Raw genomic sequence first — 26,894 nt, 5'->3', positions numbered from 1 at the left:
TGGTTCCCCCTGGGCTTTCCTTCCGCGCTCACCCGCGCGTCTGCCCGGGGTCGCCCCCCGGAAACGGAGCCGCGGTGCCGGTGGCGGACGTGGCATCCGGGGGTGGGCGGCGGCGGGCGCGGTGGCTGGTGTCGCACAGCGGGTAGCGGCGGCTGCGGCGGCAGGTGCAGACCGCGACGACCGGGCGGTCGCAGCGCAGCACCGTGCCGTCCGGCAGCAGCAGTTCCACCGGGCCGTCGACCAGCAGCGGGCCGCGTTCGGTCAGCCGGACCCGGGGCATCCGGCCGGACGCCGACGCGGACCCGGGGGAGCGGTCGGCGCCGGGGCCGGGATCAGGGGCGGACACCGCGGATCACCACCAACTCCTCCGTCCGGACGCCCGGTTCGATCAGCCCGGTGCGCTCGAACCACGGCGCGCGGGCGGTCATCACCGGGCCGAAGCCCTGGAGGCGCCGGGCGGCGACCGTCGTCCGCAGGCCGGCGGCACGCAACCTCCCTACGGTGAGCGCCGGTTGGGCCAGCGACGACTGGACGAGCAGCAGGGTCCCGCCCGGCGCCAGCAGCGGCGGCACCCGGCGGCACAGCCGGTCCAGCAGCAGGCGCCCGTCCGACCCCGCGTCCCAGGCCCGGGCGGCTCCGGGCGGCGGGCCGGGGGACGGGGCGGGGACGTACGGCGGGTTGCTCAGCACCAGGTCGTACCCGCCGCCGGGCCCGGGGCCGTCGCGGGGGCGGGCGGGCAGCAGGTCGGCGTGCCGGACGCGGAGCGGGAGGCGGTGCAGGCGGGCGTTCAGCCAGGCGGTGGCGAGCGACAGGCGGGACAGGTCCACGGCGGTCACCCGGCAGCCGCGCCGCGCGGCGGCCAGGGCGAGCGCGCCGCAGCCGGTGCCGATGTCCAGGCAGCGCGCGCCGGGCCGCAGCGGCTCCCGGCTCAGTACGTCCAGCAGCAGGGCGGTGTCCCCCTGGGCGGGGTACACGCCGGGCGGTCTCAGTAGCAGCATGGGCCCGCGTATGCCCGGCAGGGCGCGGGCGACACCTGCGGCGGGGCGGGCTCGTCGTTCGGTTCGTCGGGTGGTCGTCGGGTGGTCGTCGGGTGGTTCGGCGGGCGGGCCGGCGGGGGCGGGTGGCTCAGCGCGCGGCGGTGCGTTCGGCGAGGTCGTCGACGACGGCGCTGAGGTGGCCGTGCCGGGCGAGGGCGGCGCGCTGGCGGTCGGCGCCGCAACCGGTGGCCAGCAGGCCGCCGGTGAGGTCGCGGGCGAGCCCGAGCTCGTCGGTGCGGCGGAGCGCCCCGGCGGTGAACTCGACCAGCTCGGGCAGGAGACGGCGCACCGGCCGCAGCGCGCCGGTGAGCGGGTCCGGCAGCCGGGCGTCCAACCCGCCCACCGCCGCGCTGCGGTGGGCGCGGCGCAGCACCGGATCGGGCAGCAGCCGCGGCCTGGCCCGGACGTGCGGGTCGAGCAGGGTGTGGGCGAGGGCGCGCAGCAGGACGGCGAGCAGCAGGACGGTGTCCAGGTCGGCGCTGCTGTCGGCGATCCGCACCTCCAGGGTGGGCAGGTGCTCGGACGGACGGGCGTACCAGTACAGCATCCGGCGGTCGAGGATCACCCCGTCCGCGAGCAGCCGCTCCAGGGCGCTGCGGTAGCCCGGCTCGTCCAGTACGGGGGCCGGTCCGAAGGTGGGCCAACGGGCGTACCGGTCCGGCCGGTTGGACGCGTTGCCGCGATCGATCCCTTCGCAGAACGGCGAGTTGGCGCAGAACGCCTGGAACAGCGGCAGCCAGCCACGGATCCGGGCACTGAGGGAGAGTGCCTGACGATGCGTCAGATCACCCAAGTGGACGTGGCAGCCGCACAGTTCGGCGCCCACCTGGTCGGCGACGCCGTCGATCCGGTCGGCCAGCCGCAGGTAGCGGTCCTGCGGGGTGACCGGCAGCGGGTGGCGGCTGGGCAGGACGGCGGTGCCGGTGGCGACGATCCGGCAGTCGGCGCGGTCGGCGGCCGACTGCAACACGTCTCTGGTGTCGGCGAGTTCGGCGCGCAACTCGGCCGCGGTGGTGACCGGCCGGGTACAGCCCTCCACCTGGGTGGCGAGGAACTCGTGCTGGGCGCGCGGCCCGAGCGTCCGGGCGGCGTCCGCGACGACCTCCCCGGCGGCGGGCACGGTGACCCGGCTGCGCCGGCCGGTCAGCAGGAACTCCTCCTCGACGCCGAAGCGCAGCAGCGGCGGCAGCGGCGAGGTCGAGGTCGAGGGCGGCGGCAGCGGTGAGGGCGAGGGGCGCGGCGGGACGCGGCCGTTCGGCGGGGTGGTCGGCCGGGGGCTCATGCCGGGTGTCCAGGGTCGATGCCGTCCACGTCCCGCAGGGTGAGGGCCGTGACGTCCCGCCGTGCGGCGGGCGGGAGTGCGGCCGCGCCACCGGCCTGCGCCCCGTCCAGCGGGGAGAGCAGGAACCCGGTGTGGTCCCCGCCCTCGACCCGGCCGACCACCCGCCCGGCGAACCAGGCCACCGCCTCCGTGAGCACCGGCACCCCGGCGGGCCCCGGACGCCACCCGGCCCGGGCGAACTTGTCCACCTCGTCACCGGTCTCGCCGCCGAACAGCCGGGCCAGGGCCGCCCCCGCGTCGTCGGCCGGCAGCAGGTGGACGGCCAACACCGTTGACCGGCACGCCATCCGGTAGGTCCGGTTGGCGTGCGACAGCCACACCGCGAACCGGGCCGGGCGCAGCGAACAGGGCGAGCCGAAGCCGACCAGGCAGCCGGCCCGGTTCCCGTCGTCCCGGTCGTCCTGGTTGTCCTGGTCGTCGCCTTCGCCTCCGGCCGCTGTGGTGACGACGTACACGGGCTGGTCGAGCAGCTGCAGGAACGCCTCGAAGCCGGCGGCGGGTGCGTTCGGCGGCTGGTCAGCGGGCGGGTTCATCGCGGGGATCCTTCCAACTGCGTTCGGGTAGGAGCGAGTTCGGACGGCGGCGGGAGGGGTCGGCACAGGGAGCCGCGGCCGGAGCGCCAAGCCGTCATCAGGTGGTCGGCGAGGCGGTCCTCGACCCGGGTGTACGCCAGCGCGCCGAAGGCGATCTCGGCGGCGGGGCGGTCCGGTGCGCCGGGGCGGTCCGGCGTGCCGGTGAGCAGCGGCTCGATCACGGTGTGCCGCACCAACTGCTCGTGGACGGCGTCGGCGAGGACGTGCTCCCGGTAGAAGAGCGTCCCGCGCGGGGAGGCGCCGAGCCGTTCGAACGCGGCCGCGAGCCGGGCCGCGCCCGGCGGCGAGGTGATCTCCACGGCCGCGAACTGCCCGACCAGGGCGCCGCGCAGCGCCCGGTGCAGGCCGAACAGCGACATGGTGTTGACCACGGCCAGGGCGGGCGCGGGCACCACGTCCAGGTAGCCGCCGTACGCGGGGTCGAGGCCGAAGTCGGCCATCATCGCGGCGAACAGCTCGGCGTGCGCCCGTTCCGGCCGGCCCGCGCCGTACTCGTCGTACTGCACGGCGACCAGCGCCGCCTTCGCCGGGTTCGGCAGCCGGGGCACCGCCCACATCTGCGGGTCGGCCTCCTTCAGGTGGTACAGCGAGCGGTGCGCCAGGTACTCGCGGGCCTGCTGCCGGGTGCCCGCCGCCAGCAGGTGGTGCGAAGGCCCGTCGCCGTCCGGGGGTTCGGCCAGCAGGTCGGCCAACACCGCGGCGAGCGGCGGCGGTTCACCGACCTCCCGGCGCAGCGCGGCCAGGAACGCCCGCTCCAGCCGCCCGCGCAGCGCGAGCAGCGCCGGTGACCACTCCCAGCCGTCGTCGACGCCCGCGAAGCCCCGGTAGTGCAGCTCGTAGCAGACGTACAGCGCGAGTTGGGCGTCCTCGCCCCACGGGTCGGCGGACCGCGCGTCGGAGAGTCCGGCGGGCGGCCGGCTCGGTTCGGCGTGGCGCAGCGCGCCGAGGACGGCGGCCGAGAGCGGGCCGCGGTCGGCCGGGAGCGGCGGCGGGCCGGCGTCCGCGAGGGTGAGGGAGGGCGCTGGTGCGGCGTCCGGTTCAGGCGACACGGGGTGCCCCTCCGTCGACGCGTCCGCCCCGTTCGTCCGAACGCAGCTCCAGCACACAGCACTTGGGCCCGCCGCCGGCCTTCAGCAGCTCCGGGAGCGCGACCGGGACGGGCACGAAGCCCGCCGCCCGCACCTGTTCGGCCAGTCCGCGGGCGGCGGCCGGCAGCACCACGTGGCGGCCGTCGCTGATCGCGTTCAGGCCGAACGCGGCGGCGTCCGCCGGGTCGGCCAGGATCGCGTCCGGGTAGAGGCGGCGCAGCAGGCGGCGGGTGGGCGGGGCGAACGCCTCCGGGTGGTACATCACCCGGGAGTCGTCCAGGACGGCCAGCGCGGTGTCCAGGTGGTAGTAGCGCGGATCGGTCAACTCCAGTGACACCACCGGCAGTCCGAGCACCTGCTCGGCCTCCCGGTGGGCGGCGGGCGTGGTGCGGAAACCGCTGGCCGCGAGGATCCGCCGCCCGGCGACCAGCAGGTCGCCCTCGCCCTCGTTCACCTCGGCCGCCGTGCTGACCCGACCGAACCGGGCGGCCGCGAACCAGCGCCGGTGCGCCGCCGACTCGCCCGCGCGCTGCGGGTGCCGGAACCGCGCGACCAGCACCCGGCCGGCCACCACCGTCGCCCCGTTCGCGGTGAACACCATGTCGGGCAGCCCCGGCTCGGGCCCCAGCAGGTCGACCCGGTGCCCCAGACCGCGCAGCACCGCCGCCAGCTCCCGCCACTGCCGCAGCGCCGCCGCCCGGTCCACCGGACGGTCCGGGTCCATCCACGGGTTGATCGCGTACGTCACCGCGAAGTGCTCGGGCGGACACAGCAGGTACCGCCGCCGCCGGGCCCGCCGCGCGGAGCGGACGGGGCCGGCCGGGCCGGCAGGGCTGAGGGTGATCGGGACCGGGTTCATGCGGCGCGTCTGTCCGGGCCGGGCCGGGCCGAAACGGACTCCGGAGCGGCGGGCCCGGGCGGGGGTAGCGGGTGGGCGTCCGGGCAGACGGGAGGACCGGAGGTGGTGCCGTGATGTCCGGAGCCGGACGCCGTGCGGACGGCCGGGGCGGTGGCGTCCCCCGGCGGGGGCAGGTACGGGGGCAGGAGCGGGGACGGGGACAGGCGCGAGGACGGGGGCGGGTGCCGCTCGGGCCGAGGGCGTCGGGAGGGCGGTCGTACGCGACGCGGTCGTACCCCGCGCGGGGGTATGCGACGCGGTCGTACCCCGCGCGGGGCGTCCGGGCGGGGAGCGGCGGGCTGGAGCGGGCGGCGGGGCGGGCCTGGCGGCTGCTGGTGGTGGCGGCGGCCGGGTACGCGGGCTACCTGCTGGTGAGTCGGCTGCTGCTGCCGGTCGTCGCGGTGTTCGTCGCACTGGTGGTCACGGCCGTGCTGCGGCCGCCCGTCGACCTGCTGGCCCGCCGGATGCCGCGCGCGGTCGCCGTGCTGCTGGCGGTGCTGGGCGCGCTGGTGCTGCTCGCCGGGCTGGGGGTGCTGGTCGCGGTGGTGGTCCGGGCACAGGCCGGACAGCTCGGCGGGCAGGTGCGCGGCGGCATGGACCGGCTGGAGCACTGGCTGGAGGGCCCGCCGCTGCACGCCCGGCCCGGGACGCTCACCGACCTCCGGCACCGGCTGGCCGACCTGGTCGGCAGCCACCGGCAGGCCGTGCTCTCCACCGCGTTCACCGGTGCGGGCCGCCTGGTCGAGGCGGCCGCCGGGGCCGCGCTCGCGCTCTTCTGCGCGGTGTTCCTGGCCCACTCCGGAGAGCGGATGTGGGACTGGGCGAACGGCCTGCTGCCGGCCCGGACCGCGTCGCGCCGGCACCGGGCCGGTCGGGCCGCCTGGCGGACCTTCGCCGGGTACACCCGGGGACTGTTCCTGGTCGCGGGGACCAACGCCGTCCTGGTGGGCGTGGTGCTGGCGGTCCTGGGCGTGCCGTTGGCGGTGCCTCTCGCCGGGCTGGAGTTCGTGGCCGCGCTCGTTCCGCTGGTCGGTTCGCCGATCGCGCTGGCCGTCGCCTCGCTGGTCGCCCTCGCCACCCGGGGACCGGTCACCGCCCTGCTCGTGCTGGCCCTCATCGTGCTGATCGGCCAACTGGAGGGCCACGTCCTGCACCCCCTGGTGATGGGCTGGGCGGTCCGCCTGCACCCCGTCGCGGTCGCCCTCGCCGTGGCCGTCGGCGGCACCCTCGGCGGGATCGTCGGGGCGGCCGTGGCGGTGCCGGTGCTGTCGGTGGGCTGGGCGGTGTTCCGCGAGCTGCGTGACGGGGAGGAGGCGGGGTGAGGGGCGAGGGAGCGGGCGAGCCGTGAGGGCAGATGATCGGACCGGGGATGATCCGATCATCATGAGGTGATCATCGGATCCGCGACGTCGGACTCGTCGGATTGTCATCAGATGATGATCGGATCATCCTCGGCCCGGCGCTGGTCAGTACGGCCAGCACCACCGCCGTGACCGAGGCCACCGAGGCCGCAGCCGCCGTCGCCCCGACCCACCCCAGCCGCGCCACACCCGCGAGGACGGCCGGCAGGGTGAGCAGCGCGGCGAGCAGGACCCGGCAGGGCGGGCCCAGGACGGCGCGGACCTGGTGGCGGCGCATGGTGCGCAGGCGGAGGTCCAGTTCGAGGTCCACCCGGAGTTCGGCCTCCAGGGCCGCCAGCAGTTGGCGTTCCCTGGGGGAGAGCGTCGTGCCGTCCATCGGTCTCACCGCCAGTCGTCGGCCGTAGCCGTCCCGGGGAGTCCGCCCAGGCCCGAGCCCAGCACCGCGCACACCGCGCACAGGGCCGCCCAGACGGCCGTCCGCGCCCGGTAGCCCAGGCGGCGGAACCGGGAGCCGCCCCGCCGGGCCCGGCCGTCGGAGCCCGTGCCGGCCGCGTTCGTACCGCCCGCGCGCACATCGTTCACGTCGGGCGTCCCGTCCGTTCCGTTCATCGGGTACCCGCCCCCGGGCGGGCCAGCAGGCTGTCGTCCAGGTCGTCCAGCAGGGCGCCGACCGAGGAGTGCACTTCGGCGGCGCCCGCCGCGCGGAGTTCCGCCGCGGCGAAGCCGCCGGTCTCCACGCCCACGCACGGGGTGCCGGCCCGCTCGGCGGCCAGGGCGTCCCAGACGCTGTCGCCGACGAACACCGACCGCCCGGCCGGCGCGCCGACCTGTCGCAGGCCCAGTCGCACCAGGTCGGGGGCGGGCTTCGCGCTGTCCACCGCGTCCGCGTCGGTCACCGCGCGCACCGCGTCGTCGGCGTCCAGAACCCGGCGCAGTACGTCGAGTTCGCGGCCCGAGGCGGAGGTCGACAGTACTACCCGCCACCCCCGTCCGGCGCACTCCCGGAGCAGGTCCGCGGCGCCCGGGAAGGCCCGCAGGCCCGGCCAGTGCTGGGCGTACAGGGCGAGGTGCGCGGCGGCGACGTCGGCGTCCTCGTCGTGGTCCCGGTCGTCCCCGAGCAGGTGGTCGAGCAGTTGGTCGCCGCCCATGCCGATGGCCCGGTGGATCCGGGCGGCGTCCACGTGGTGGCCGTACTGCGCCAGCGCCTGCCACCAGGCGAGGGTGTGCAGGTAGGTGGTGTCCACCAAGGTGCCGTCCACGTCGAACAGCGCGGCCGCGACATCCGCTGCCATGCCGTCGCCTCCTCACGACCAGTGCTTCCGACCGGAGCCGTTCCGGTGCCTGTCCCCGTCTACCCCGGACGCCGTGCCCCACACCCCTCCGTTTCCGCGCCCGCCGCCCCGTTTCCGGGCCACCCCCGCGGACAGACGCCCCGGAGGAACGGGGGCCGAACGGAAGGGGGTCGCCACCATGCCCGCACCCGAGCAGCGCCGGGGCCGACACGAGACCCCGAACGAGCGGGCGGACCGGCGCTGGACCGAACTCCTCCAGGAGGTCCGGGTCGCCCAGACCGGTGCGCAGATCCTGTTCGGCTTCCTGCTGAGCGTGGTCTTCACGCCGCGCTTCACCACCCTCGACGGCTTCGAACGCGGCCTGTACGTGGTCACCGTCGTCCTCGGCGCCCTCGCGACCGGCGCGCTGATCGCCCCCGTCGCCTACCACCGGCTGCTGGCCGGCCGCCGCCTCAAGCCCCAACTCGTCGACGCCACCGGCCGGGTGGTCACCCTCGGCGTCGTCCTGCTCGCCCTCACCGTCGGCTCCGCCCTGCTCATGCTGCTGCACCTGGCCACCGGCGGCAGCCCGTACGCCTGGTTGATCGTGGCCGCCGTGATGGCCTGGTTCGGGCTCTGGTGGCTGCTGCTGCCCTGGCTGCTGCTGCACCGCAACGGAGACGGGAACGGGAAGGGGAACGGGAAGGGGAGGGGGAGGGAAGCGGAGGACGGGGACGGGGACGGGGACGGAGGGGGCGGCCGGAGTTGAGCGTCGGCCGCGCCGTGGCCCGCGCGTCCGCCGTCCGCGGTGACCGCCCCCTTCACCGAGAACACCCCCGCCGACTTCCGCCACGTCACCGAGGTCTCCCACCTCTACCTCGGCTACGTGTACGCCACCCGGGCCGCGCTGCGCCGGGTGCTGCCGCGCGACCGGGGCAGCGCGGTCCAGGCCGGCTCCGCGACCGCCTATCGGGGCCCGTTCCGTTGCAGCGCGCGTACAGCGGCGCCAAGCACGCCCTCCAGGGTCGCCCCGAGGCGCTGCGCTGCGAACTGCCGCACCAGGGAACGGCGGTGCGCTGCACGAAGGTGCAGCTACCCGCCGTCAACACCCCGCAGTTCCACTGGGTGCGCTCCCGGTCGCCCCGCCAGGGCCGTCCCCCGGCCCCGTCGGGGAACCTCGGAACCTCAGTGCGTGAAGCGGTGGCGCGGTCGGCCGGAGGTCGGCCGGGCGGTGGGGGGCTGGTTGGCGGCGGGCCGGTCGGCGGCCGGGGCGTCCGTCGGCGCGGCGGGGTCGGTGGTGCGGTCGAGCACGACGGGGTCGCCCTCCGGGGCGGTGGCGGCGGCTCGCCGGTGGCGGCGGTGCCAGCGCAGGCCGCCGCCCATCAGGGCGAGGCCGGCGCAGAAGAGCAGCGCCAGGGCCAGGCCGGCCAGGAAGGCGCCGAGGGTGCTGACGGTGGCGATCTGGTGGCCGAGCACGGTGACGCCCGTCTCGGGGCCGCCGCCGAGGTTGTCGGCGATCAGCAGGCCCGCGAACGCGCCGGTCGCGGCGAACAGCAGGAGTCCGAGCAGCAGCATGGTCCAGGTCCTTTCGCTTGGTCCGTGGCTTCGTGGTGCTCCGGGTCGGCGGGCGTCTGCCCACTGCGGCCGGGCCGAATCAGCGCGGTTCCGTCCCCGCCGGGCCGGGCCCTCCACCGCACGGGCCCGAGGCGCCCGGCCACGCCCGCGCGACGCCGAGCGGGCGTCAGGCGTCCACCCGGTAGGGCGCGGCGCGCCCCTCGGCGAGGGCCAGGCCGTGGCCGGGGGCGTTGTCCGCGCCGGGGGTGACGGTGCCGCCGGAGGGGTCGAGGATGCCGCCGAAGAGCAGCGACTCGACCCGGACGCGGTCGTGGAACCACTCCAGGTGCCGGACGCCGGAGCCCCGGGCGGCGGCCGCGTGGGCGTGCGCGTGCGCCGTCCAGGGCGCTCCGGTCGGTCTGCCCGACGATCGCCAGCACCGGAACGCGCCCGCCCCGCTCCCCGTCGGTGGACGGCGGGGAGCGGGGCGGGCGTGGACGGCGGGAACGGGCCGGGGGTCAGCCCCAGTTGCCGGTCAGCGGCCGGAGGCCGGAGGCGGTGCCGAGCTTGCGGGAGAAGATGTTCACCGCGTCGTCGTCACCGGCGTACAGCGTCTGGTCGCTCGGCCGGTAGACGCCGATGCCGTCGGTGCCGGACGCGTCCCAGTCGCCCTTGACCGGCAGGTCGCCGGGGTTGCCGTACTTGGCGCCGCGGTTCGGGACCGGCGCGGTGTTGGAGAAGCTCATGAAGAACTCCTGGGTGGACGGCCGGTAGATCGCCACCGTGCTGCGCCCGGTGCCGCTCCAGTTGCCGACCAGCGGCACGTCGCCCGGGTTGCCGAACTTCGGCGAGTAGGCGGGCGTCGCGTTGTCGTTGCTCAGGTAGAAGTGCTGGTCGTCGGGCCGGTACACGCCGATGGTGGTGCGTCCGGTGCCGTCCCAGTCGCCGACCAGCGGTACGTCGCCGGTGTTGCCGTAGGTGATGACGCGGGCGACGGTCGCGTTGTCGTCGCTGAGGAAGAACTGCCGGGTGGACGGCCGGTAGTAGCCGAGGGTGTCGGTGCCGGGGCCGTTCCAGTGGCCGGAGAGCAGGACGTCCCCGCTGGTCATGCCGAGGCCGCCGGCGCCGAGGTTCGCGGTGCCGAGCGGCTCGCCGCCCCGGCCGTACGCGGTGAACGCGCCGGTGGCCGGGTCGTAGCCGGCTGGGCCGGACGGGCGGGCGGTGTTCGTGGCACCGATGACCGCGCGGCCGATCGACTGCTGGGCGGCGACGGTCTTCGGGCTGCCGGTGTACTGGGCCTGGCCGATCCAGCGGAAGTTCATCAGGTAGGTGATCCGCGGGTCGGCGGCCGCGATCGCCCGGTAGTTCAGGTTCCCGGCCGCGATCGTGGCGTCGGTGGAGGTCCAGCAGCCGTCCGCGACGGGCTGGCCGACGCCGGCCGGGTTGGTCTCCGGGATCAGGAACAGGTGCTGGTCGGGCGAGGCGAGCTTGGCCTTCAGCTTGACCACGTTGGCCGCCGTCCGGGCCCGGCCGACGCAGTACTCGTCGTAGCCGACCAGTTCGACGCCGGCCGGCACCTTCTCGGGGGTGTTCAGCTCGCTGGCCACCAGCGTGAGGCCGATGCCCTTGCCCGGGAACTCGTGGGTGATCTGGCCGATCGCGGTGTTCTGGGCGGCCAGGTCCATGGCGTAGCCGGAGGGCTCGTCCACCATGTAGATCAGGCCGACCTTGCCCAGGTTGCCGTCGATCTTCTGCCGGAGCGCGGCCAGCCGGGCCGGCGTGTCCGGGAGCGGGGAGCCCTGGCCCCACACGGAGTTGTCCCAGACCAGGTTGCCGACGTCCAGCACGCACGCCTGCGGCAGGCAGTAGTCGAGGAAGCCGGAGCCCGGGTCCTGCCGGATGAACTGGCTGAAGTTGGTCCACGGCTGGACCTCGGGCAGGTGGTTGACCGAGTTCGGGTTGTTGTCCGGGTCCCAGGTGTCGAAGTACCCGTAGTAGTCCAGGCCGCCGAGCATGGACACCCGCAGGTCGTCCACGGCGGTCACCTGGCCGGCCGCCGACTGGTGGGTGCCCAGCAGCAGGTAGCCGTCCCGGGGCAGGTCGGCCGGGCTGTCCACCGGGAACGCGGTGCCGTTGACGGTGACCGTCGCGGTCCGCGCCGGGCCGGGCCGGACCGCGACCGACACCCGGTACGTCTCCGCCGCCGGGACGCTCCGCTCGGACGTCCACAGCGCCGTGCCGCCCTGGAACAGCTGCAACCGGCCGTCCGCCCGCACCCGCAGGCCCAGCGCGGCGTCCGCGCCCTCCACCCAGCCGGTCGACGCGGACGAGCCGCTCAGCACCAGCGAGGCCCAGTCCGCGGACGACGAGCTGCCGACCACCGGGGTCAGCGCCGCGCTCACGGTGTACGTGCCCGAGTCGAGGTCCGCGGTGGCGGGCTTGTTCAGCCGCACCGCCGCGTTCCCGCCGGACGCCGCGCTGCCGCCGGACAGCGCCAGCCGGTTCGGCTGGCCCGCGCCGTTGACCTTCGCGGCCCCCGCCGGCGGCGACACCGGCAGACCCGGCGCGCCGCTCACCAGCGAGTAGTTGGCCGACACCAGGGCCGGCTGGCGGGCGCTCAGCTCGCCGTTCAGGCCGTTGTCGGCCGCGCCGCCCGGCACCCCGTCGAAGGTGTCGACGAACGGGTGCGGGCCGGACGTCGCGGTGGTGTCCACCCGGCTGACCGTCAGGCCCCGGCCTGCACCGTTGCCGAAGGTGGTCGGCGACGCGTCGGTCGGGTCGTACGCGCCCAGGTACAGGTAGGCGCTGCTCGGCCAGCGGGTCACGTCCGCCGGTGCCACGGCCGAGAACGGGGTGCCGTTCACGGTCAGCCGCACCAGCCGGTCCGCGCCCGTCGACACGTCCACCGTGACGTCGAACGCGCCGCCCGGGCCCGGCGCCACGTGGCCGGACCAGAACGGCACCTCGCCGACCGACATGCCCTTGTGGAACAGACTGAGGTTGCCGTTCGAACTGACGGTCAGGCCGAGGTCGACGTCGTTCGAGGTGACGTAGCCGCTGCTGCGGTGGCTGCGCGCCAGCGAGATCGACGCCCAGTTGGCGCTCGACGTGTCGCCGGTCATCGGGTCGACGACCGTGCTGACCGTGTAGTGACCGCTCTCGTCGGCGATCACCGGGGCGTCCAGCATGATCGCCGACAGCCCGGTCATGAACGCCAGCCGGTTCGGCGTCGCCGCCTGCCCGACCCGGACGTAGCCGGACGCCGGCGCCGGGCTGCCGTCCCAGCTGCCCGACAGCCGGGTGTACCCGATGTCGCGCGCGGTGCCGCCCTGCTGACGCTGGCCCAGACCGACGTTCAGCCCGTACATCGGACCGGCGGCCGACGCCGACGGCAGCGCGAACGAGTCGGAGAAGCTCCCCGAGGCGTTCAGGGCGGCCGGCACGGGATAGCCGGCCGGGACCGGAGCGGCCGCGGCGGGCGGCGCGGCGGCCGTGGTCGCCGCGAGGGCGGCGGACAGCAGGCCCAGCGCGAGCGTGCTCGCGGCGAGCCGGCGTCCGGCGGTTCGGTGAAGTGGCACGGTGGTCGGTCCGTCCTCCGGTCGGGCCGCAGGGTGCGGCGGTGGGCGGCCGGGAGGAAGGCACGCGTGTTCGATCCACCCGACGGGGCGGCATCCTAAGGCATGGGCACGAACGTTCCGTGGGCGGTCGCGGCCTTCCCGGACAGGGCGGGGCGCCCCCTCGAACGCGCCCGCACCGAACCGGGGGCCCGGCGGGCCGGAAACCCCTGAAGCGGACCGGACTTCGACAGGGCGGCTCAGCGGGACGGGACGGGTCAGCGGGAGAACGACGGGACGGCGGTCGGGGGAGTGCTGGCCGGCGGCGCGGCGGGGGACGACGGGGCGGCGGTGGGGCGGGGCGGGAGCGGGGCGAGGTCGGCCGGGCGGACCCGGAAGCCGCCCTCGCGCACGGTGGTGAACGGGGCGAGGGCCATGCAGGTGCCGACGTCGCCCTTCGCCGGATCGGAGCTGCCGTGCTGCTCGTTGGCCACCGCCCAGGAGAAGCCCAGCCGGTCCGGCTCGTGGCCGTGGCCGTCCAGCACGCTCAGCCCGATCCGCTTGCCGACCCACCCCGCGACCTCCGGATCGGCCCGGGTGATCACCGCCGTCAGGGAGGCGGACGGCCCGCCGGTCACCAGGCAGTCGACCTGGCCCTCGGCCGTGACGGTGATGTCCAGGGCCTTGACGTGGTGCGAGATCCGGATCGTCCCGGTTGCGTCGGTCGGCATGCCGCCGAACGGCGAGCCGGGCAACGGCCGGGTCCAGGGCGCGGAGTGCGCGTCGATGCCGAACCGGATGTCGTCGTCCGGCGAGTACGCGAAGAAGATCCGCGCCGTACCCGTCACGCTCGCCGGGCCGGACGCGGAACCGCCCTTCGCCTCCGCCGCCGTCTCCGGCCGCGAGATCGGATCCAGGATCGGGTTCGGGCTGGTCGGGCTCTGGCCGGCCGCGCCGGCCGGGGCGGCCAGGCCGCCGCCGAGCAGACCGGTCAGGGCGAGGGTGGCGGTGAGGGCCGCGACGGTCCTGCGGGACATGGTGAACTCCTTTGCCCGGCAGCCCCGTCGGCCGCCGTTTCGACGTCCTCAGCCTGGCCTGCGGGGCCGGTCCGGGCCCATCTGCCGTTCGGGGGAGCCGGTGGGGGCGGTCCTCTGCCGTTCGGCGGAGACAGCGGGCGGTCGGCCTTCCGTAGAATCCCGCTATGGGTTGGCCGGCGAACCATCACGTCACCTGCTCGGTAGCGGGATTGGGTGCGGTCGCGGTCGGACTGGCGGCCGACCGCTGGTCCGCCGCGCCGGCCACCGCCGTCTCCACCGCCACCGCGGTCGGCGTGCTGGTGTGGGGGCTGCTGCGGCTGCCGGGGTCGGGCCGGCTGATCGGGCCGCCGACGGCGGCGGCCGGCGCGGTGTCGCTGCTGGCCACCGGGCTGTCCGCCTGGCCGTCCGGCCTGCCTTTCGCCTGGTCGTCGGCCGTGGCTTCCGGAGCGGCCGCGGCCCCCGGAATGGCCACGGCCTCCGGAGCGGCTGCCGAACGGGCCGACGCCGCCTGGAAGTTGCTGGGGGTCGGCGTCCTGCTGGCGCTGATCGCCGCCACCGTCCGCTGGGCGCCGCGCCGACCCGCGGTCGCCGCCGGGGCGACGGCGGGCGCCGCGTGCGGGCTCTGGGTGGTGCCCTACCTGGAGGCCGACCTGATGACCCGGATCGGCGCCTGCCTGTCCTGGCTGCTGATCGTCGCGGTGGTGGCCGCCGGCGGCGCCTACCCGCGCTGGACGGCCCAGCGCCAGCGCGAGGCGGTCGCGGCCGCCCGCCGCGAGCAGCAACTGGTGCTCGCCCGCGACCTGCACGACTTCGTCGCCCACGACATCAGCGGCATCGTGGTGCAGGCGCAGGCCGCCCGCTTCGTCGCCGCCGCGAACCCCGCGCAGGCACTGGCCGCGCTGGAACGGATCGAGGCCGCCGGACTGCACGCGCTGGCCGCGATGGACCGCACCGTGCAGATGCTGCACGAACGCGGACCGGCGGAGCGGCGGCAGCCGCCCACCGTCCCGGCGACCGCGTTCACCGGGCCGCCCGGTATCGCCCAACTGCCCGACCTGGTCGAGCGGTTCACCGCCGCCGGGGCGACCGTCGCCCGGCTGGACATCGCCCCCGGCGTGGCCGAGACGCTCTCGCCGGAGGCCGGGACGACGGCGTACCGGGTGGTGGTGGAGGCGCTGAACAACGTCCGGCGGCACGCGCCCGGGGCGAAGCTGGTGGAGGTCGAACTACGCTTGCTGGAAGGGGAATCGGTACAGGTGATGGTCGTCAACGGAGCGGGTGCGGGAGGGGCCCCGTCCGCCCCCGGGCTCGGACTCGGCCTCGGACTCGGGCGGCGTGAGCGCGGCCGGGGCGGGCGGGGGCTGCGCGAACTCGCCGCGCAAGTACGTTCCACCGGAGGGGAGTTCAGCGCAGGGCCGACGGGGCCGACGGGGACGACGGGACCGGGCGGGACGGGTGGGACGGGCGAGGCGGGCTGGCGGGTCGTGGCGGAGATCGGCGGGCGGCGTGGCTGAGACGTCGACCGCAGCGTCCGCCACGGCGTCGACCACGACCCGGATCCTGCTGGCCGACGACCAGGACGACATCCGCAGCGGCTTCCGGCTGATCCTCGACTCCCAGCCCGACATGACGGTGGTCGGCGAGGCCGCCGACGGCCTCCGGGCGATCGAGCAGGCCCGACTGCTGCGCCCCGACGTGCTGTTGGCGGACGTCCGGATGCCCGGCGCGGACGGGCTGGAGGTCACCCGGGTGCTGGCGGGCGGGCCGACCAGGGTGATCGTGGTGACCACCTTCGACGACGACGCGTACGTGCGGGCGGCGCTCGGCAGCGGCGCCTGCGGGTTCCTGCTGAAGCGCTCCGGGCCGAACCTGCTGATCGAGGCGGTCCGCGCCGCGATGGCGGGGGACACTCTGATCAGCCCGCAGATCACCGTCCGGCTGCTGCGCGACCTCGGCCACGGCCCCGCCGCACCCCGGCCGCCACAGCCTGCCGAGTCGGCGGTCGAGCCGCTGACCGAACGGGAGTGGGAGATCGTCGAGTTGGTGGCGCAGGGGCGGACCAACGCGGAGATCGGTGCCGGGCTGTTCATCTCGGCGGGTACGGTCAAAACCCATCTGGCCAACGTCCAGGGCAAGTTGGGCACCCGCAACCGGGTCGCGATCGCCGCCTGGGCCTGGCGGACCGGGCGGATCAGCCCGGAGCCGTGACGGCCCCGGAGCCGTGACGGCCCCGGGGCCGGGGCGGCTGTCAGGCGGTGGGCAGGTGCATCGGGCTGTTGTGGTAGGCAGCGATCAACCAGCGGCCGTCGCGCTTCTCCAACACCCAAGTGGCGTACACCTTGTGGGCGTCGGGGACCTCGGACGCGCCGCCGAACAGGATGCCCGACTCGTTGACGACCAGGGCGGCGTCGCGGCCGAGGAAGCGGATGCCGAGGGTGCGGTTCCAGGTGGAGGTGGACTTCAGCGGGCCGGCGAAGGCCAGGTCCATGCTCGCCCGGACGGCCTCGCGGCCGTCGCGCAGCGAGCCCGGCAGGATCGCGGTGGCGTCCTCGGTGTAGTCGGCGACCATGGCGGTCGCGTCGCCGGCCTCCCAGGCTCGGTAGGACTCGGCCAGTACCGCCCGGATCGCGGCGACGTCCGCCGCGCGAGTGTCCGACATCGGACTTCTCCCTTGCGCTCGTTCTCGATCGGCCCCACGGGTGCGGGGCCCACCCGTACGTACCGGCGGCGCGGCGGAAACTCATCGCGGCTCCCGGGAGGAATTCTCCGGGAACCGCGCGGACGGGGCCGGGGACGTCGGCGAGGGGCGGGGCGCGGAGCGGTCAGAGTTCCTTGATCCGGGCCTTGAGCAGGCAGAACACGTTGCCCTCCGGATCTCCGGAGAGGCGGTCTTAAGGGTTCTATGGCAGAGCCGAGAGAGCCCCGCCCGGATCGGTCTTGGACGGGGCGAGGGGGTTCTACTGCGCGGGGCGGACGCCCGTGCGGTGGTGCGGAACGGCCCAGCAGTCGCGCGACCAGTACCGCACCGCGCCATCGGTCCACGGTCGGCAGTCCTGCGGCGTACGCGGCTCGTAGCGGACCGCGTAGCGGGCTCCGGCGAGGATCTGCCACCCGTCCCGCTCACACTGCCGCAGTCCCCGCGTGTTGCCTCTGCGGGTGCCGTCCGGCAGAGCCTTGACGTAGGGCTTGGCCATTACGCCACCGGCCCGAGGGCGTGTGCACCGGGGAGGGCGTGCGCACCGGAGTAGGTGTACCCGGGGTCCGGCTGCCCCATCACGACTGCGCGCAGTGCTGCGCGGCGCTCCCGCTGGCGCTGCATCTCCTCGTACCGACGCTGCATTTCGTCCAGCTCGGCCCGCCATGCCGCGCGGTCGACGTAGGGACGTACCAGGGGGCCCGCGTACGGGTTCTCTTCCTCGACCCACGGGGCGGGGCGCTGTTCGGCACCCGTGGTCCGGATGGGTTCGGGGGTTGCCGGTACGGCGCGGTGCTGGCCCCGAGCTGGCAGAACCAGGCCGAGGGCAGTACGCAGGGCGCGGGCGATAAGGTGTCGCATGTTCGTTCAGCTCTCCCAAGTAGCTGTGCGGACATGCCCCCGGAGCCGGTCCTAAGCGGCCTCGGGGGCTCTTTCGGCTTCGACGGTAAGGCAACTCCTCTACCCTCGTCTACCTACGTATGCCGAAAGCTCGATATGTGGCCCGTTGTCTACGCTTGCCACATGGCCTCGGAAATCGACTACGACTCGCCCACTCCGCCGTACCAGCAGATTGCGGCAGAGATCATCCGCGACATTGAGTCCGGGGCCCTCGTGGTGAACCGCCCGATTCCGTCTGAGTCGGCTCTGATCCAGCGGTGGGGCGTGGCTCGGGACACGGCGAGGCGTGCGGTTCGGCATCTGCGCGAAGGTGGATACGTCTACACCGTGCCGCAGCGAGGGACGTACGTGGCTGATCGGACCGCCGAGAAGTAGTCGGCCCCGCCTTGCCGGATCACCAGCGGGACGGGGCCGAGTTGGGCGCGCGAGTCGGCAGGGGTCGTCTTCCCATTGGCGCCCAGCGCCCCGGCTACGGGTATCCGGCTCAGATCGGCAGGTTCCAACCCGGACCGGCCTCGCTGCCGATCCACACGCGCTGACCGTGGGGCGAGACCGTGATGCCAAACCCGTCCTGGTGGGGCACGCCGACTGCCTGCCAGGCTTCAACAGCGGTCTCCACCTGGTCCCACAGCCGGAGCGGCCCGCGCTGGACCACGGTCCACCCGCCGTCGGGATTGGGCATGGTTCGGGCCTGCGATCCGGTCGCCACGTCCGAGAGGATCTGTTGCCCGCCCGCGCCCATCCGCTCGGCCGAGGGCGCCGCGAGCTGAGCCACCCAACCGCCGGTCCACGTGCCGATGATCTCGGGGTCAATCCGGGTCGGCCGTTCGTCACCGGGCAGTAGCGCGAGATTTTGGCGGGGCGGCCGGTCGTGCGGCCGGGCGATCATGAAGGACGTGTAGCCGGGCAGGAACCGGCCCATGGCACTGCCGGGCTCGGTCACGGTGAGCAGCGCGAGGCCGAACCCGTACGACCAGCCGGAGAGGGTGACCAGGATCTTTCCGCCCGGCTTGACCTGGTAGAGCCACGGTTGCGGAATGTAGCGAACCGAACAGGTGGCAATCAGGCGGTCATACTCGCCCCCGTCGGGGTCGCCGAGTAGTCCGTCACCGATGATCAGCCGGGGAGCGTGTCCGGCGGACTTGAGTGCCGCGGCAGCCGCTTCCCCTACGGCCTGGTCGTACTCAATGCTGGTGACGTTGGCGTCCCCGAGGCGGTACGCGCCGAGGGCGGTCGAGTAGCCGGTTCCGGTGCCGATCTCCAACACTCTGTGCCCGGCCTCGGTGTCGAGCTGGTGCCACATGCGCAGCACCAGTGACGGCAGGGTGGACGACGAAGACGGCGAACCACTCGCCTTACCGTCCTCGGGCCGGGCGCGGCCGTCGAGTTGGGTAATCAGGGTCTGATTCGTGTAGACGCCCGCCAGCCAACCGGGCTCGCCCTCCTGCACGGGCCGGTACTCGGTCGGGACGCTCCCCTCTACGGGCAGGAAGTAGGACCCGACGAACAGTTCCCGGGGAACGGACTTGGCAGCGCGGTCCCACGCCGGATCGGTGACCATGTCGTCACCAGTGAACCCGTCCACCAGGGCGGCGCGAAGTTCGGCCGATGTGCTCACGTGTCGGAGCCTTTCTGTAGCTGGTCGGCGAGGGCATCGGCGACGGCGGCAGTCGTCTCCGTCGGCTGCCACGCCCATTGCCCGTTTGCGTTGCACTCAAAGAAGTACCAGGCGCCGTCAGGGGTCGCGGCGAAGTCGAACGCGCCGTAAACCAAACCGAGTTCGCCAAGGTAGGCAGCGACCGAACGCGCGACCGCCTCGGGAATCTCGATCGGCGTGCACGTCATCAGGTCTTGTCGGTAACGCCAGTCAAGATCGGGGCTGTCCACACGAACCCCGAACAGGCGGTCGCCGACGGCGGTCACCCGCACGTCGAACACCTTCGGCACCTTGGCTTGGAACAGGTGGGGACACAGGGACACGTCGTCGGTGATCTCTGCCGGGTCGACCCCCCTCACCCATACCTGTTGTGCGGCGCCCTCAGCGTCCCGGTAACGGCTGTCCCACAGCGGCTTGTAGACCGCGCCGCCGGGTTGGGCGGCGCAGAACTCCCGAGCTTCGTCCGGGTCCGCTGTGATGACCGTGTCCGGCACCAGGAACCCGCTCCGGAGCGCCACCGATAGCTGAGCCGGCTTGTACTCGGCATTGCGGATACGCCACGGATGATTGACGTAGTGCGCCCCCGGGAGCGAGGCCAGGATGCCGCCGGTGCCCCAAAACCCCTGTGCGGCAGCGAACTTGCCGTCATGCTCCGCCATGCCGGGCGGGGGGTCGTAGGGCGAGGGCCTACGGACCCACACGGACCGCACGTCGGTCAGATCGAGCGTCCGGCTTGCCGTGCGAAGGGTGCCCCGCTGTCCGCCCGTTCCATAATGGGCAGACAGCGAGGCACCCGTGTGCAGATCGGCGCCGGGGTCGACACGGACGACCGGCACCCGGCGGTCAGCCAGGCGGCGTAACACCAGGTCCGCGGTCACGTCGTACGGGTTGGTGAGGACCAGTACGGCCCCAGGCCGATCCGCCATCAGCCGGTGCCCTGGTCCTGGTCGTTCGCGGGCATGCTGTCCATGTCGGTGGGCGTGTTCTGCCCCCCGTTCTGCCCGTCGCCGCCCCCGGTGTTGGTGGGGGTGCTGGTGTTGGTGCTGGTGCCGTGAGCACCCATCTCGACCGTGCGCCCGTGCTCGTCCACGATCACGGCAATCTGCGTCTCGGGGTCGATCACGGGCGTGTACTGCGGAACGGTGGTGGTGGGCGCATACGGTGCCATGCGCCCCGTTCCCCACGGTGCGGGTGTCGTCGTCATCTGTGCTGTTCCTCCTTGTCGTGGTGGTGCCAAGTAGGTTCAATCTCCCTGCGGGATGGCAGGGTTCGGGACAAGCCCGCCCGGGTCGAGCACGGCCACGTGACGCCCGGGGCGGGAGTGATGCCCAGTCCTGGCGGGTGATTCCCTTTCCGTCCGCCAGGACGGGTGATCGTAGGGGCGCTAGCTTCCGCGCCCGAGGGGGTACACACGGCGGATCGGAGCCGGCTCGCCGGGCTTCGTCCACCCGAGGGGGAACAACTCCGGCTCGCCCGGGAACAGCTCGGCCCACTCGGCGGCGAGGAAGGCGCCCCACCTGCCGCACGTCAGACACCGCCAGACCGGCCCGCACGGACCGCTTTGCACGGCGCCCGAATCCTCGGCCCGCTCGACCTTGTGTCCGGCACCCTCGGGGCATTCGTACATCCGCTGCTCTCCGCCGCTAGCTCTCGGTTTGAGCCCCGCCCCGGTCGTCCGCCGATCCGAGTTGGCGTCACCGGGGCGAGGATTGTGCATCCCGAAGGGCGCAGGATCCGCCGGGAGTTGAGATCGGTAGCCCCGGTCCGATCTTCGACGGAGGAGCCAGAGCGACCGGCGTGAGCACCGCAGCACGCGCCTACCCGCCGACAGTCGGCGAGTCCTTCCCCACCCCGAGCCATGTCACGTGACGGTGGCAATGCTCGGGGCGGGTGTTGGTGCCCAGGGATGCCGCGGGGAGGAGAGCGGCAGCCCCGGGAGATCGGAGAGCTACCCCGCGGCGTCGATCCGCGCGAGGGTGTGCCGCCGCAGCGAACCGGCCCATACGTTCAGCTTCGGCCCGAGGCGAAGCCGGCGGACGTACGGCCCGTGGTGCTCGCGGCAGACCGCCATCTGTCTACGCCGAGGCGTGGACGGTATCTCGGTCACCTCGGCCTCGGACCCGCACGGCACGCACCAGCCGGCACGCCACCCGGACGGCTCACCGGTCACCGGGCTGCCCGCCGTTCTCCGGCCTCACGGCACAGTGCAGCCCGAACCCGAACCTGTGCCCGCCGACGGCGCTGCCATCCCTCGATCCAGTCGGGACCGTAAGACGTGGCGATGAGCGCGACCGCCAGGGCGACGAAGCAGCAGACCCAACGGCGACCGTCGTTCGGCACCAGCATGGCGAAGCCGAGCACCACGCCCGCGGGCAGGGTGCAGAGCCCGAGCGTCAGAAAACCGGTCACCAGCGTCAGCCGGGTCACGTCGGTTCCTCGCTTCCGTCCTCAACCGGAGCCAGGAGCGACCCATCCGCTGGTGAGGTCCACTCTTCGCCACCACCCTCGGGGCGAAGGTGATACGAGAACACACCTTCGCCAGGAACGTCGACCACCACGCCCGTTCGACGATTGGCCAAGTCTCTTGCCAGGTCGCCGAGTTGGGGCAACCAGCGATCATCCCTCCGAGAGGCGCCGCGAGGGGGATCACCCCCAGGAGTCTTACGTCGTCCGCTCATGCGACAGAAAGTATGCGGGCGACTACAGCTGAGTATGAATCAGCGGAATACAGCCCTACCCGTCCAGATGGAAGCGGTCAGACATGCGCCTCAACTTCTCCCGCGTAGAAGCCCGTTCGGCGTAAACGATCTTTCGGAGCGTGGCGCGAGCGATGGGGTGGTTGCGGATCAGTTGCGGGGCGATCCGCTCCGCCTTTTCGAGTTCCGCCAACGCCCGGTCGCGGTTTCCGTCCCAGAGCCAGGCCCGAGCCACATCCATGCAGTGGTGGCCGCGCCGCGAGTTCGGCAGCGCCTCAATCTGCGCCGCGTCGGATCGCTCGGCGAGCGTCAAAGCTTGTGAGTGGTCACCCATCTCCACCTGTACAGAGATGGCATGGATCAAGACATTCCCGGGCGAGAAGGTCAGAGAGTGCCGATCGAAGGCAGGTTGCCCAGTGAGTCGGCCCGCTGCCTCCCGAGCCTGCTGGATATGATCTTCGCAGACCGGAGGATCGCCAGCGCGAGCGGCAGAGACGGCGGCCCGCAGGTGCAGCGTCCCCCAAGCGCGCACGGCCAAGGGATCACCTGCGCGGTACTCCCCCTCGATGGAGCCCAACGCCCGATCCGACAGTGCGACGGCATCGGACCAGTCCGCGCTGGCCCACATGTCCCATACCCGCATCCAGTCGGCTACGGCGGGAAGCACGGGATCACCCGAGAGCCGAGCCGCCCAGGCTGCGCGCTCACAGGCCATCGTGACCAACTCCGGGTGCCCAAGAGCATGAGCCGACGTGTGGGCGAACTTGCAACACACCGCATAGACCGAGAACGCCTCCTCCCGCTCCCGCCCCGTGGACACCTCAGCCAGCGCACGTGCTTCGCGGAGCATGTCCGGCAGTACGCGCAGGATGGCAACGTTCGATGCTGTGTCGCGCAGTCGGTGAAGGCGCAGCGTGTCACGCCACAGCTCAGCGGACCGGCGCGGCGCACCGTCGAAAACTGGAGTCAAGTCGTAGCGGCGCAACTCACGCAAGATGCCCGAGGCTGACACCTGCCACTGATTCTCGGACGACTTGCCCGCCACGTACGGACGCTCGATCAGGTCGTTGGGGTGGCAGTGCAGGGCAGCCGCAAGCTGGTTGATGATGCTTGCTCTATCAAGTTCCACCTTGCCGTTTTCAACCTTGGATACCCACCCTTGGGTCCTGCCGATCGCCGCGGCTAGGTCAGCCTGCGGCATACCCAGCCGTAGGCGTTGGCGCTTCACGCGCTTGCCGATGGTCTCCCGTTCCTCCAGCACCGCTCACCCTCCCTCGTGACTACAGGGACCGTACCGTGTCAGCCGTGGCAAGCTGCGTGGCTACGGCCCTGCTGCCCTGCCACGGGGCGGCAAGGCTTCCTCCTGCCTAGGTCGCAAGCTCATCTAGGGTGCCACGCGAAAAACGGCCCCCACACCCACCGCCCACTAGGGAAGGGAGTATGGGGGCCGTTCGCGAATGTTCCTAGCGACCAGAGCCGTCATCGGCGCAGAAACGCCCGATTTCGCCATCAGACTTATCTGCCTCCCTGCCGCGCTTCTGGCTAGGAGAGGGGAGGCACCCGGGTGGGGTGGGCCCGGAGCTGCAACCCTGTGTCGGTCGGTCACACGTAGGACGTGTGCTTCATGCCGGAGCGGGCGGAGGAATCACCGGCGGGTTGATCGGTCGGCCGTCCGACTGCCTCGGTGTTACGTCCACGGCCAGCAGCCGGCCGGGGTGGCGGGGGTCGCGCGTCGGCTGGATACCTCTTGGCATCGGCGCCCCACCGTTGGCTACTGGTAGGCCAGTTGGAGAGTCTGACCATACGGGCCGTCCCTGCGCATCGCGGGGGAAGTGCGGATAGGTCCCTCCCGGGCCGGGGTCGAGTGCGTCAACGGCCATGTCAGTCCGTCGCTTCGATGTAGGCGGTTCGCTTGGCGTCCAGTTCCTCCGCGTAGGCTGCACCGATCTCGGCGGCCATGCGCTCGGTGGTCTCGATCAGGTCCTCTATCAGGCGCAGGTCATACATGCGAGGCTGCGGCACGGTGCCTGGCTGGCCAGTGGCGGACTGAGCACGCTGGGCGGCATACATGATCTTCTCCCGCTTGTGCCGCTCGGCCCGGGACTCCATGTAGGCCATGAACCACGGTTCCTCGGCGAGCAGTTCGACGAACCGTTCCCGGTTGGCCTTGTCGGCGTCACTGGCTTGCTGTGCGCGCTCACGCCACGAAGCGGCGAACGCACGGTCATACTCAGTGGCCCGCTCGGCACGACGGGCCTCCTCGGCCTCCTCGGCGACCGCCAGGGCGGCTTCGGCCTCGGCGAGTGGCGTAGCGTACTTGTCGGCCTGGGCGCGCAGCTTGGCGAGCTTGTCGGCAGCCTTGGAAACGTCGGGGTTCATGTTCAGGCCTCACGATCGGTGGGAGCGGAAACGCTGCGGCCGAGCTGCACGGCGGCAGCCTTCGCGATCTCGTAGTGGCCGAGCGAGATGCGGGAGAGCGGGTTCATCTGGTCGTACTGCTCGGGGCGGTCGCGCTTCATCTCGGCAAGGTGCTCCATAGCGGCGCTGTACCGGAAGGCATCGGCGCTCCGACGAAGCTTCGCAGTCTCCCGGTCCTCGTACGTGTAGGTGTAACTGCCAGGGTTGCTCACAGGGATACCTCCGGTGGGCCGTCTGTCGGCGACATGAAGAAGCCCCTGCCCCGGGCGACGGGGAGGGGCGGTGAAACTGGTCATGCCCCGAATGAATGGGGCAGGTCGTACGGGTATTAGGGGCAGCCACAGGGCTTGTCGGCGTCCTTCAGCGGTGTGCACGGTACGCCCGCCCCTACTGTTGTGGAGAGTGGACGGGATTCCTGGCACCTGCGGGGTGGTGGTGGGTGACGTTGGAGACGCAAAATCTAGGTTCTTCTATACACACGGGTGTCTAGATAAAACAGAAATCGGCCCTTCGAACGTCACCCATCACCACCCGCCGACGCCCTACGCTGCCGACGCCCCGACGGGCTCGGCGAGACGCATCCGGCTGCCTGCCGCGGGAGCGGTCTCGGGGGTCATGGTCAGTTCGTCCCGGAGCCCGGCCCACGACTCCACCGCGGGGTCAAGGTCCCCGGTCACCGTGAACGACACCCGGCGCGGGTCGAGCGTCCGCCAACCGCCCCGGACGCCCTTGCGGATCTCCAGCCGGGCCCCGGCGTCGAGCAGCAGTCGCCGGCGAGCGTCATCGTCCGACTTGCCCCACAGATCGGCGAACGTCTCATCCGTGGCGACCTTCTCGCGCGTCTCGGGGCGGGCCGGAGTGCTCTCCAACGTGGCCATGCGGTTGTCGAGCGCCGCAGCCCGCCGCTTCCATGCTGCCTTTGCCGCGGTGGACTTCTGCTCGCCCTTCTCCTCCTGGTGGGCTTCGTACTCGGCGAGGACGTGCGCGAGTTCCTGCGCCGGGTCGTACCCGGGCGTGATGATGGTCCGCTGAATCCGGATACGGCCCGTGAGTGCCAGGAACTCCCGCTCTACGTAGTCTTCGACCCAATCCGCCCGGATGGTCATCGGAGACGCGCACTTGACCCGCGTAAGGTGTCCGCCGCAGGTGTAGGCGCGCTGCTGCTTCTTGTTGGTCTGGTGGTACATGCGAGATCCGCACGTCCCGCAGTGGACGACCCGGAGCAACTTGGATGCGTCCGTGGGGATGGCACGGGGCTCGGTGATCTTGCGGTCATCGAAGAGCTTCCCGATCACGTCGAACTCTTCACGGGTCAGGATCGGCTGTTCGGTCGCCAGGATCGGCGCGCCCTCGGCATCCCGGATCGGGTCGCCGTTGTGCATCTTCCAGCCCAGCAGCGCAGGATTCGTCAGGATCTTCTTAAGGACCGTCGGCACCCACTTGAACACGTCCCGGACGTTGGTCTCACCCTTGGCGCCCCCGGTCTTGCCGCCGGTCTTCCTGCCCCGGCTGACGGACCAGTGGTCGCGCGGGGTCGGTACTTCGTCGTTCTCCAGCTCCTGGCATATCCGGGTGATGGTCTTGCCGTCCAACAGGTCCCGGATGATGCGGATGATGACCTTGACGGCGCTTTCGTCCTGCCCGAGCGTCTTACCGACCCCGCCGTGTTCCGCGGGCATGGGAATGATCTTGTACCCGTAGGACGGGCGACCGCCCTTGAACCGGAACGGCATCCGGCGCATGGCAGCCTGCGCCCCGGTGACGCGTTCCTTGATGGACCACGCTTCCATCTCGGCGGCGAACGCAAACTGATTGAGCATCATGCGCGTAACCGGGTCGAGCGGGTTGCGGAAGTCGAACGTCTGCTGACTGCCCCCGACGCCCTCGGCGAAGACGATCATCTTGCGGTGCTCGCTCGCCCACTCCGCGAGCTTGTGCATGTGCCCCTGCGACCGGACGGCACGGTCGAAGCGCCACCACACGATCACGTCGAAGCTGTCGGGGTCCGCGAGCCACTTGCCAAGCTCCGGACGTTCCCACGGAGCGGTCTTACTCGCCGACACGTCAAGGTCGACAGCCTCGCGGCGCTGGTCGCCCTCGCCGAAGTCGATGTTCAGCATCTCGGCGGTGCGGTCGTTGGCTTCGCGCTGCCGCTCGGGGCTGGTGGTCTCGTCGGTCAGCACCGACAGCCGGATGGCGGAGACACCCCGTAGGCGTCCCGTGAACACGGTGCCCTCGGTGCCTGCCAGGGGTGCAGTAGTGGTCATACTGCGTTGGGAGGGGGACGAATTCCCCTGGTCACGGGTAAGGGTGGCGGTCGACACCGGGCGTCACTCCAGAACTGTGAATCCGGAGTGTTCGGGTCGCTGAGGACGTGCCACGGCTCCTCGCCGGTCTGGCCGATCTCGGCGGGGCGGGCACCGAGGGCCAGCAGCCGCTCCAGTTCGGCGGCCTGGTCGCGGTCGGTCGGGTTGACGTCGATGTGCAGTCGGGGCAGGCCGGGCGCGGGCTCGGCCTCGGCGCTCAGGAACAGCGTCGGCTGCGCGCCGCCGAAGCCCTCGCGCGGGCCGATCTCGACGCTGCCGTCCGCCTCGCGGTCCAGGACCACGAAGTCCAGCACCTCGCACCAGAACCGTGCCAGGACCTCGGGCTCGCGGCAGCCCAGGACGAGTTCGCTGATTCGACTGGCCATCGACGAAACCTGCTTCCGGTGAGGGGCGTTGGCGGTCCGTCCACGCTCCGGGGCCCATCGGCCGCCGGGCCGCGCGCACGCCGCCGACCGTACCCGCCGGA

The 26,894-nt window shown here is 72.9% G+C and carries 27 protein-coding genes; 5 read left to right on the top strand and 22 right to left on the bottom strand.

The window, feature by feature from the left end; translation table 11 throughout:
* Positions 1 to 28: 28 nt before the first annotated feature.
* The 6 genes from KSE_RS03560 to ddaH all read right to left on the bottom strand — a co-directional run bounded on the left by KSE_RS03560 (position 29) and on the right by ddaH (position 4,919).
* Positions 29 to 346, bottom strand: coding sequence for a CDGSH iron-sulfur domain-containing protein (locus KSE_RS03560; RefSeq protein ID WP_014133901.1), 318 nt, complete (start codon positions 344 to 346; stop codon positions 29 to 31).
* Positions 333 to 998, bottom strand: coding sequence for a methyltransferase (locus KSE_RS03555; protein ID WP_014133900.1), 666 nt, complete (start codon positions 996 to 998; stop codon positions 333 to 335). Before KSE_RS03555 ends, KSE_RS03560 begins: the two co-directional genes overlap by 14 nt.
* Before the next feature lie 127 nt (positions 999 to 1,125).
* Entirely contained in the window at positions 1,126 to 2,319 is a 1,194-nt protein-coding gene (locus KSE_RS03550) for a carboxylate-amine ligase (RefSeq protein ID WP_014133899.1), read from the bottom strand.
* Positions 2,316 to 2,912 carry a flavin reductase family protein gene (locus tag KSE_RS03545; protein ID WP_014133898.1) on the bottom strand — a complete coding sequence of 199 codons (597 nt, stop codon included), beginning with the start codon at positions 2,910 to 2,912 and terminating at the stop codon, positions 2,316 to 2,318. Before KSE_RS03545 ends, KSE_RS03550 begins: the two co-directional genes overlap by 4 nt.
* The gene (locus KSE_RS03540; RefSeq protein ID WP_014133897.1) at positions 2,909 to 4,021 is read right to left on the bottom strand and encodes an iron-containing redox enzyme family protein; all 1,113 of its coding nucleotides are present in this window, start codon (positions 4,019 to 4,021) and stop codon (positions 2,909 to 2,911) included. The genes KSE_RS03545 and KSE_RS03540 overlap by 4 nt, the downstream gene beginning before the upstream one ends.
* A complete protein-coding gene (ddaH, locus tag KSE_RS03535; protein ID WP_014133896.1) occupies positions 4,011 to 4,919 on the bottom strand; it encodes a dimethylargininase in 909 nt (302 codons plus the stop codon). Before ddaH ends, KSE_RS03540 begins: the two co-directional genes overlap by 11 nt.
* A 221-nt stretch (positions 4,920 to 5,140) precedes the next feature.
* Between ddaH and KSE_RS03530 the strand changes: the two genes are divergently transcribed.
* Positions 5,141 to 6,280 carry an AI-2E family transporter gene (locus KSE_RS03530; RefSeq protein WP_014133895.1) on the top strand — a complete coding sequence of 380 codons (1,140 nt, stop codon included), beginning with the start codon at positions 5,141 to 5,143 and terminating at the stop codon, positions 6,278 to 6,280.
* Positions 6,281 to 6,350: 70 nt separating this feature from the next.
* On the opposite strand, the gene KSE_RS03525 is transcribed toward KSE_RS03530, so the two are convergent.
* Genes KSE_RS03525 through KSE_RS03515 form a run of 3 tightly spaced genes read right to left on the bottom strand, consistent with a single transcriptional unit; the run spans position 6,351 to position 7,611 of the window.
* Complete coding sequence (locus KSE_RS03525) at positions 6,351 to 6,695, bottom strand: hypothetical protein (RefSeq protein WP_014133894.1); 345 nt, start codon at positions 6,693 to 6,695, stop codon at positions 6,351 to 6,353.
* A 5-nt stretch (positions 6,696 to 6,700) separates the two neighbouring features.
* On the bottom strand, positions 6,701 to 6,901 hold the full coding sequence (locus tag KSE_RS03520; protein ID WP_148283052.1) for a hypothetical protein: 201 nt from the start codon (positions 6,899 to 6,901) through the stop codon (positions 6,701 to 6,703).
* A gap of 23 nt (positions 6,902 to 6,924) precedes the next feature.
* On the bottom strand, positions 6,925 to 7,611 hold the full coding sequence (locus tag KSE_RS03515; RefSeq protein WP_014133892.1) for an HAD family hydrolase: 687 nt from the start codon (positions 7,609 to 7,611) through the stop codon (positions 6,925 to 6,927).
* 178 nt (positions 7,612 to 7,789) lie between these two features.
* On the opposite strand from KSE_RS03515, the gene KSE_RS03510 reads away from it, so the two are divergent.
* Entirely contained in the window at positions 7,790 to 8,359 is a 570-nt protein-coding gene (locus tag KSE_RS03510) for a DUF6328 family protein (RefSeq protein WP_014133891.1), read from the top strand.
* 416 nt (positions 8,360 to 8,775) lie between these two features.
* On the opposite strand, the gene KSE_RS44180 is transcribed toward KSE_RS03510, so the two are convergent.
* The 3 genes from KSE_RS44180 to KSE_RS03495 all read right to left on the bottom strand — a co-directional run bounded on the left by KSE_RS44180 (position 8,776) and on the right by KSE_RS03495 (position 13,735).
* On the bottom strand, positions 8,776 to 9,165 hold the full coding sequence (locus KSE_RS44180; RefSeq protein WP_014133890.1) for a hypothetical protein: 390 nt from the start codon (positions 9,163 to 9,165) through the stop codon (positions 8,776 to 8,778).
* A gap of 497 nt (positions 9,166 to 9,662) precedes the next feature.
* On the bottom strand, positions 9,663 to 12,722 hold the full coding sequence (locus tag KSE_RS03500) for a hypothetical protein (protein ID WP_014133889.1): 3,060 nt from the start codon (positions 12,720 to 12,722) through the stop codon (positions 9,663 to 9,665).
* 254 nt (positions 12,723 to 12,976) lie between these two features.
* Positions 12,977 to 13,735, bottom strand: a complete 759-nt coding sequence (locus tag KSE_RS03495) for a hypothetical protein (protein WP_014133888.1) — start codon at positions 13,733 to 13,735, stop codon at positions 12,977 to 12,979.
* Between the two features lie 164 nt (positions 13,736 to 13,899).
* On the opposite strand from KSE_RS03495, the gene KSE_RS03490 reads away from it, so the two are divergent.
* Both KSE_RS03490 and KSE_RS03485 read left to right on the top strand, forming a co-directional pair.
* Positions 13,900 to 15,249 (top strand): sensor histidine kinase, encoded by a 1,350-nt coding sequence (locus tag KSE_RS03490; protein ID WP_081539301.1) that lies wholly within the window; start codon positions 13,900 to 13,902, stop codon positions 15,247 to 15,249.
* Positions 15,242 to 15,943 (top strand): response regulator, encoded by a 702-nt coding sequence (locus KSE_RS03485; RefSeq protein ID WP_014133886.1) that lies wholly within the window; start codon positions 15,242 to 15,244, stop codon positions 15,941 to 15,943. The genes KSE_RS03490 and KSE_RS03485 overlap by 8 nt, the downstream gene beginning before the upstream one ends.
* Before the next feature lie 40 nt (positions 15,944 to 15,983).
* Here the strand turns inward: KSE_RS03485 and KSE_RS03480 are convergent, their stop codons facing one another.
* On the bottom strand, positions 15,984 to 16,394 hold the full coding sequence (locus tag KSE_RS03480; protein ID WP_014133885.1) for an SgcJ/EcaC family oxidoreductase: 411 nt from the start codon (positions 16,392 to 16,394) through the stop codon (positions 15,984 to 15,986).
* A 1,059-nt stretch (positions 16,395 to 17,453) separates the two neighbouring features.
* Here KSE_RS03480 and KSE_RS03465 point away from each other — a divergent pair.
* Entirely contained in the window at positions 17,454 to 17,705 is a 252-nt protein-coding gene (locus KSE_RS03465; RefSeq protein ID WP_106437847.1) for a GntR family transcriptional regulator, read from the top strand.
* Positions 17,706 to 17,814: 109 nt separating this feature from the next.
* Here the strand turns inward: KSE_RS03465 and tgmC are convergent, their stop codons facing one another.
* The 9 genes from tgmC to KSE_RS03415 all read right to left on the bottom strand — a co-directional run bounded on the left by tgmC (position 17,815) and on the right by KSE_RS03415 (position 26,793).
* Entirely contained in the window at positions 17,815 to 18,948 is a 1,134-nt protein-coding gene (gene tgmC / locus KSE_RS03460; protein WP_014133881.1) for an ATP-grasp peptide maturase system methyltransferase, read from the bottom strand.
* The gene (gene tgmB / locus KSE_RS03455; RefSeq protein WP_033258789.1) at positions 18,945 to 19,913 is read right to left on the bottom strand and encodes an ATP-grasp ribosomal peptide maturase; all 969 of its coding nucleotides are present in this window, start codon (positions 19,911 to 19,913) and stop codon (positions 18,945 to 18,947) included. The genes tgmC and tgmB overlap by 4 nt, the downstream gene beginning before the upstream one ends.
* Positions 19,913 to 20,191 carry a putative ATP-grasp-modified RiPP gene (gene tgmA / locus KSE_RS03450; protein ID WP_014133879.1) on the bottom strand — a complete coding sequence of 93 codons (279 nt, stop codon included), beginning with the start codon at positions 20,189 to 20,191 and terminating at the stop codon, positions 19,913 to 19,915. The genes tgmB and tgmA overlap by 1 nt, the downstream gene beginning before the upstream one ends.
* Positions 20,192 to 21,153: 962 nt before the next feature.
* Complete coding sequence (locus KSE_RS03440; RefSeq protein ID WP_014133876.1) at positions 21,154 to 21,414, bottom strand: hypothetical protein; 261 nt, start codon at positions 21,412 to 21,414, stop codon at positions 21,154 to 21,156.
* Between the two features lie 306 nt (positions 21,415 to 21,720).
* On the bottom strand, positions 21,721 to 22,944 hold the full coding sequence (locus KSE_RS03435; protein ID WP_014133875.1) for a helix-turn-helix domain-containing protein: 1,224 nt from the start codon (positions 22,942 to 22,944) through the stop codon (positions 21,721 to 21,723).
* Between the two features lie 620 nt (positions 22,945 to 23,564).
* Positions 23,565 to 24,062 carry a hypothetical protein gene (locus KSE_RS03430; protein WP_014133874.1) on the bottom strand — a complete coding sequence of 166 codons (498 nt, stop codon included), beginning with the start codon at positions 24,060 to 24,062 and terminating at the stop codon, positions 23,565 to 23,567.
* Between the two features lie 2 nt (positions 24,063 to 24,064).
* Positions 24,065 to 24,220, bottom strand: coding sequence for a hypothetical protein (locus tag KSE_RS42670; RefSeq protein WP_157850065.1), 156 nt, complete (start codon positions 24,218 to 24,220; stop codon positions 24,065 to 24,067).
* Positions 24,221 to 24,643: 423 nt separating this feature from the next.
* Positions 24,644 to 26,284: a recombinase family protein gene (locus tag KSE_RS03420; RefSeq protein ID WP_158413047.1), complete on the bottom strand. Its 1,641-nt coding sequence runs from the start codon at positions 26,282 to 26,284 to the stop codon at positions 24,644 to 24,646.
* A gap of 80 nt (positions 26,285 to 26,364) precedes the next feature.
* Positions 26,365 to 26,793, bottom strand: coding sequence for a VOC family protein (locus tag KSE_RS03415; protein ID WP_014133871.1), 429 nt, complete (start codon positions 26,791 to 26,793; stop codon positions 26,365 to 26,367).
* Positions 26,794 to 26,894 lie beyond the last annotated feature (101 nt).

Source organism: Kitasatospora setae KM-6054, assembly GCF_000269985.1.
GTDB classification, from domain to species: domain Bacteria; phylum Actinomycetota; class Actinomycetes; order Streptomycetales; family Streptomycetaceae; genus Kitasatospora; species Kitasatospora setae.
Note: the sequence above shows the minus strand (reverse complement) of the source record. Positions and strands in the feature narration are given on the sequence as shown.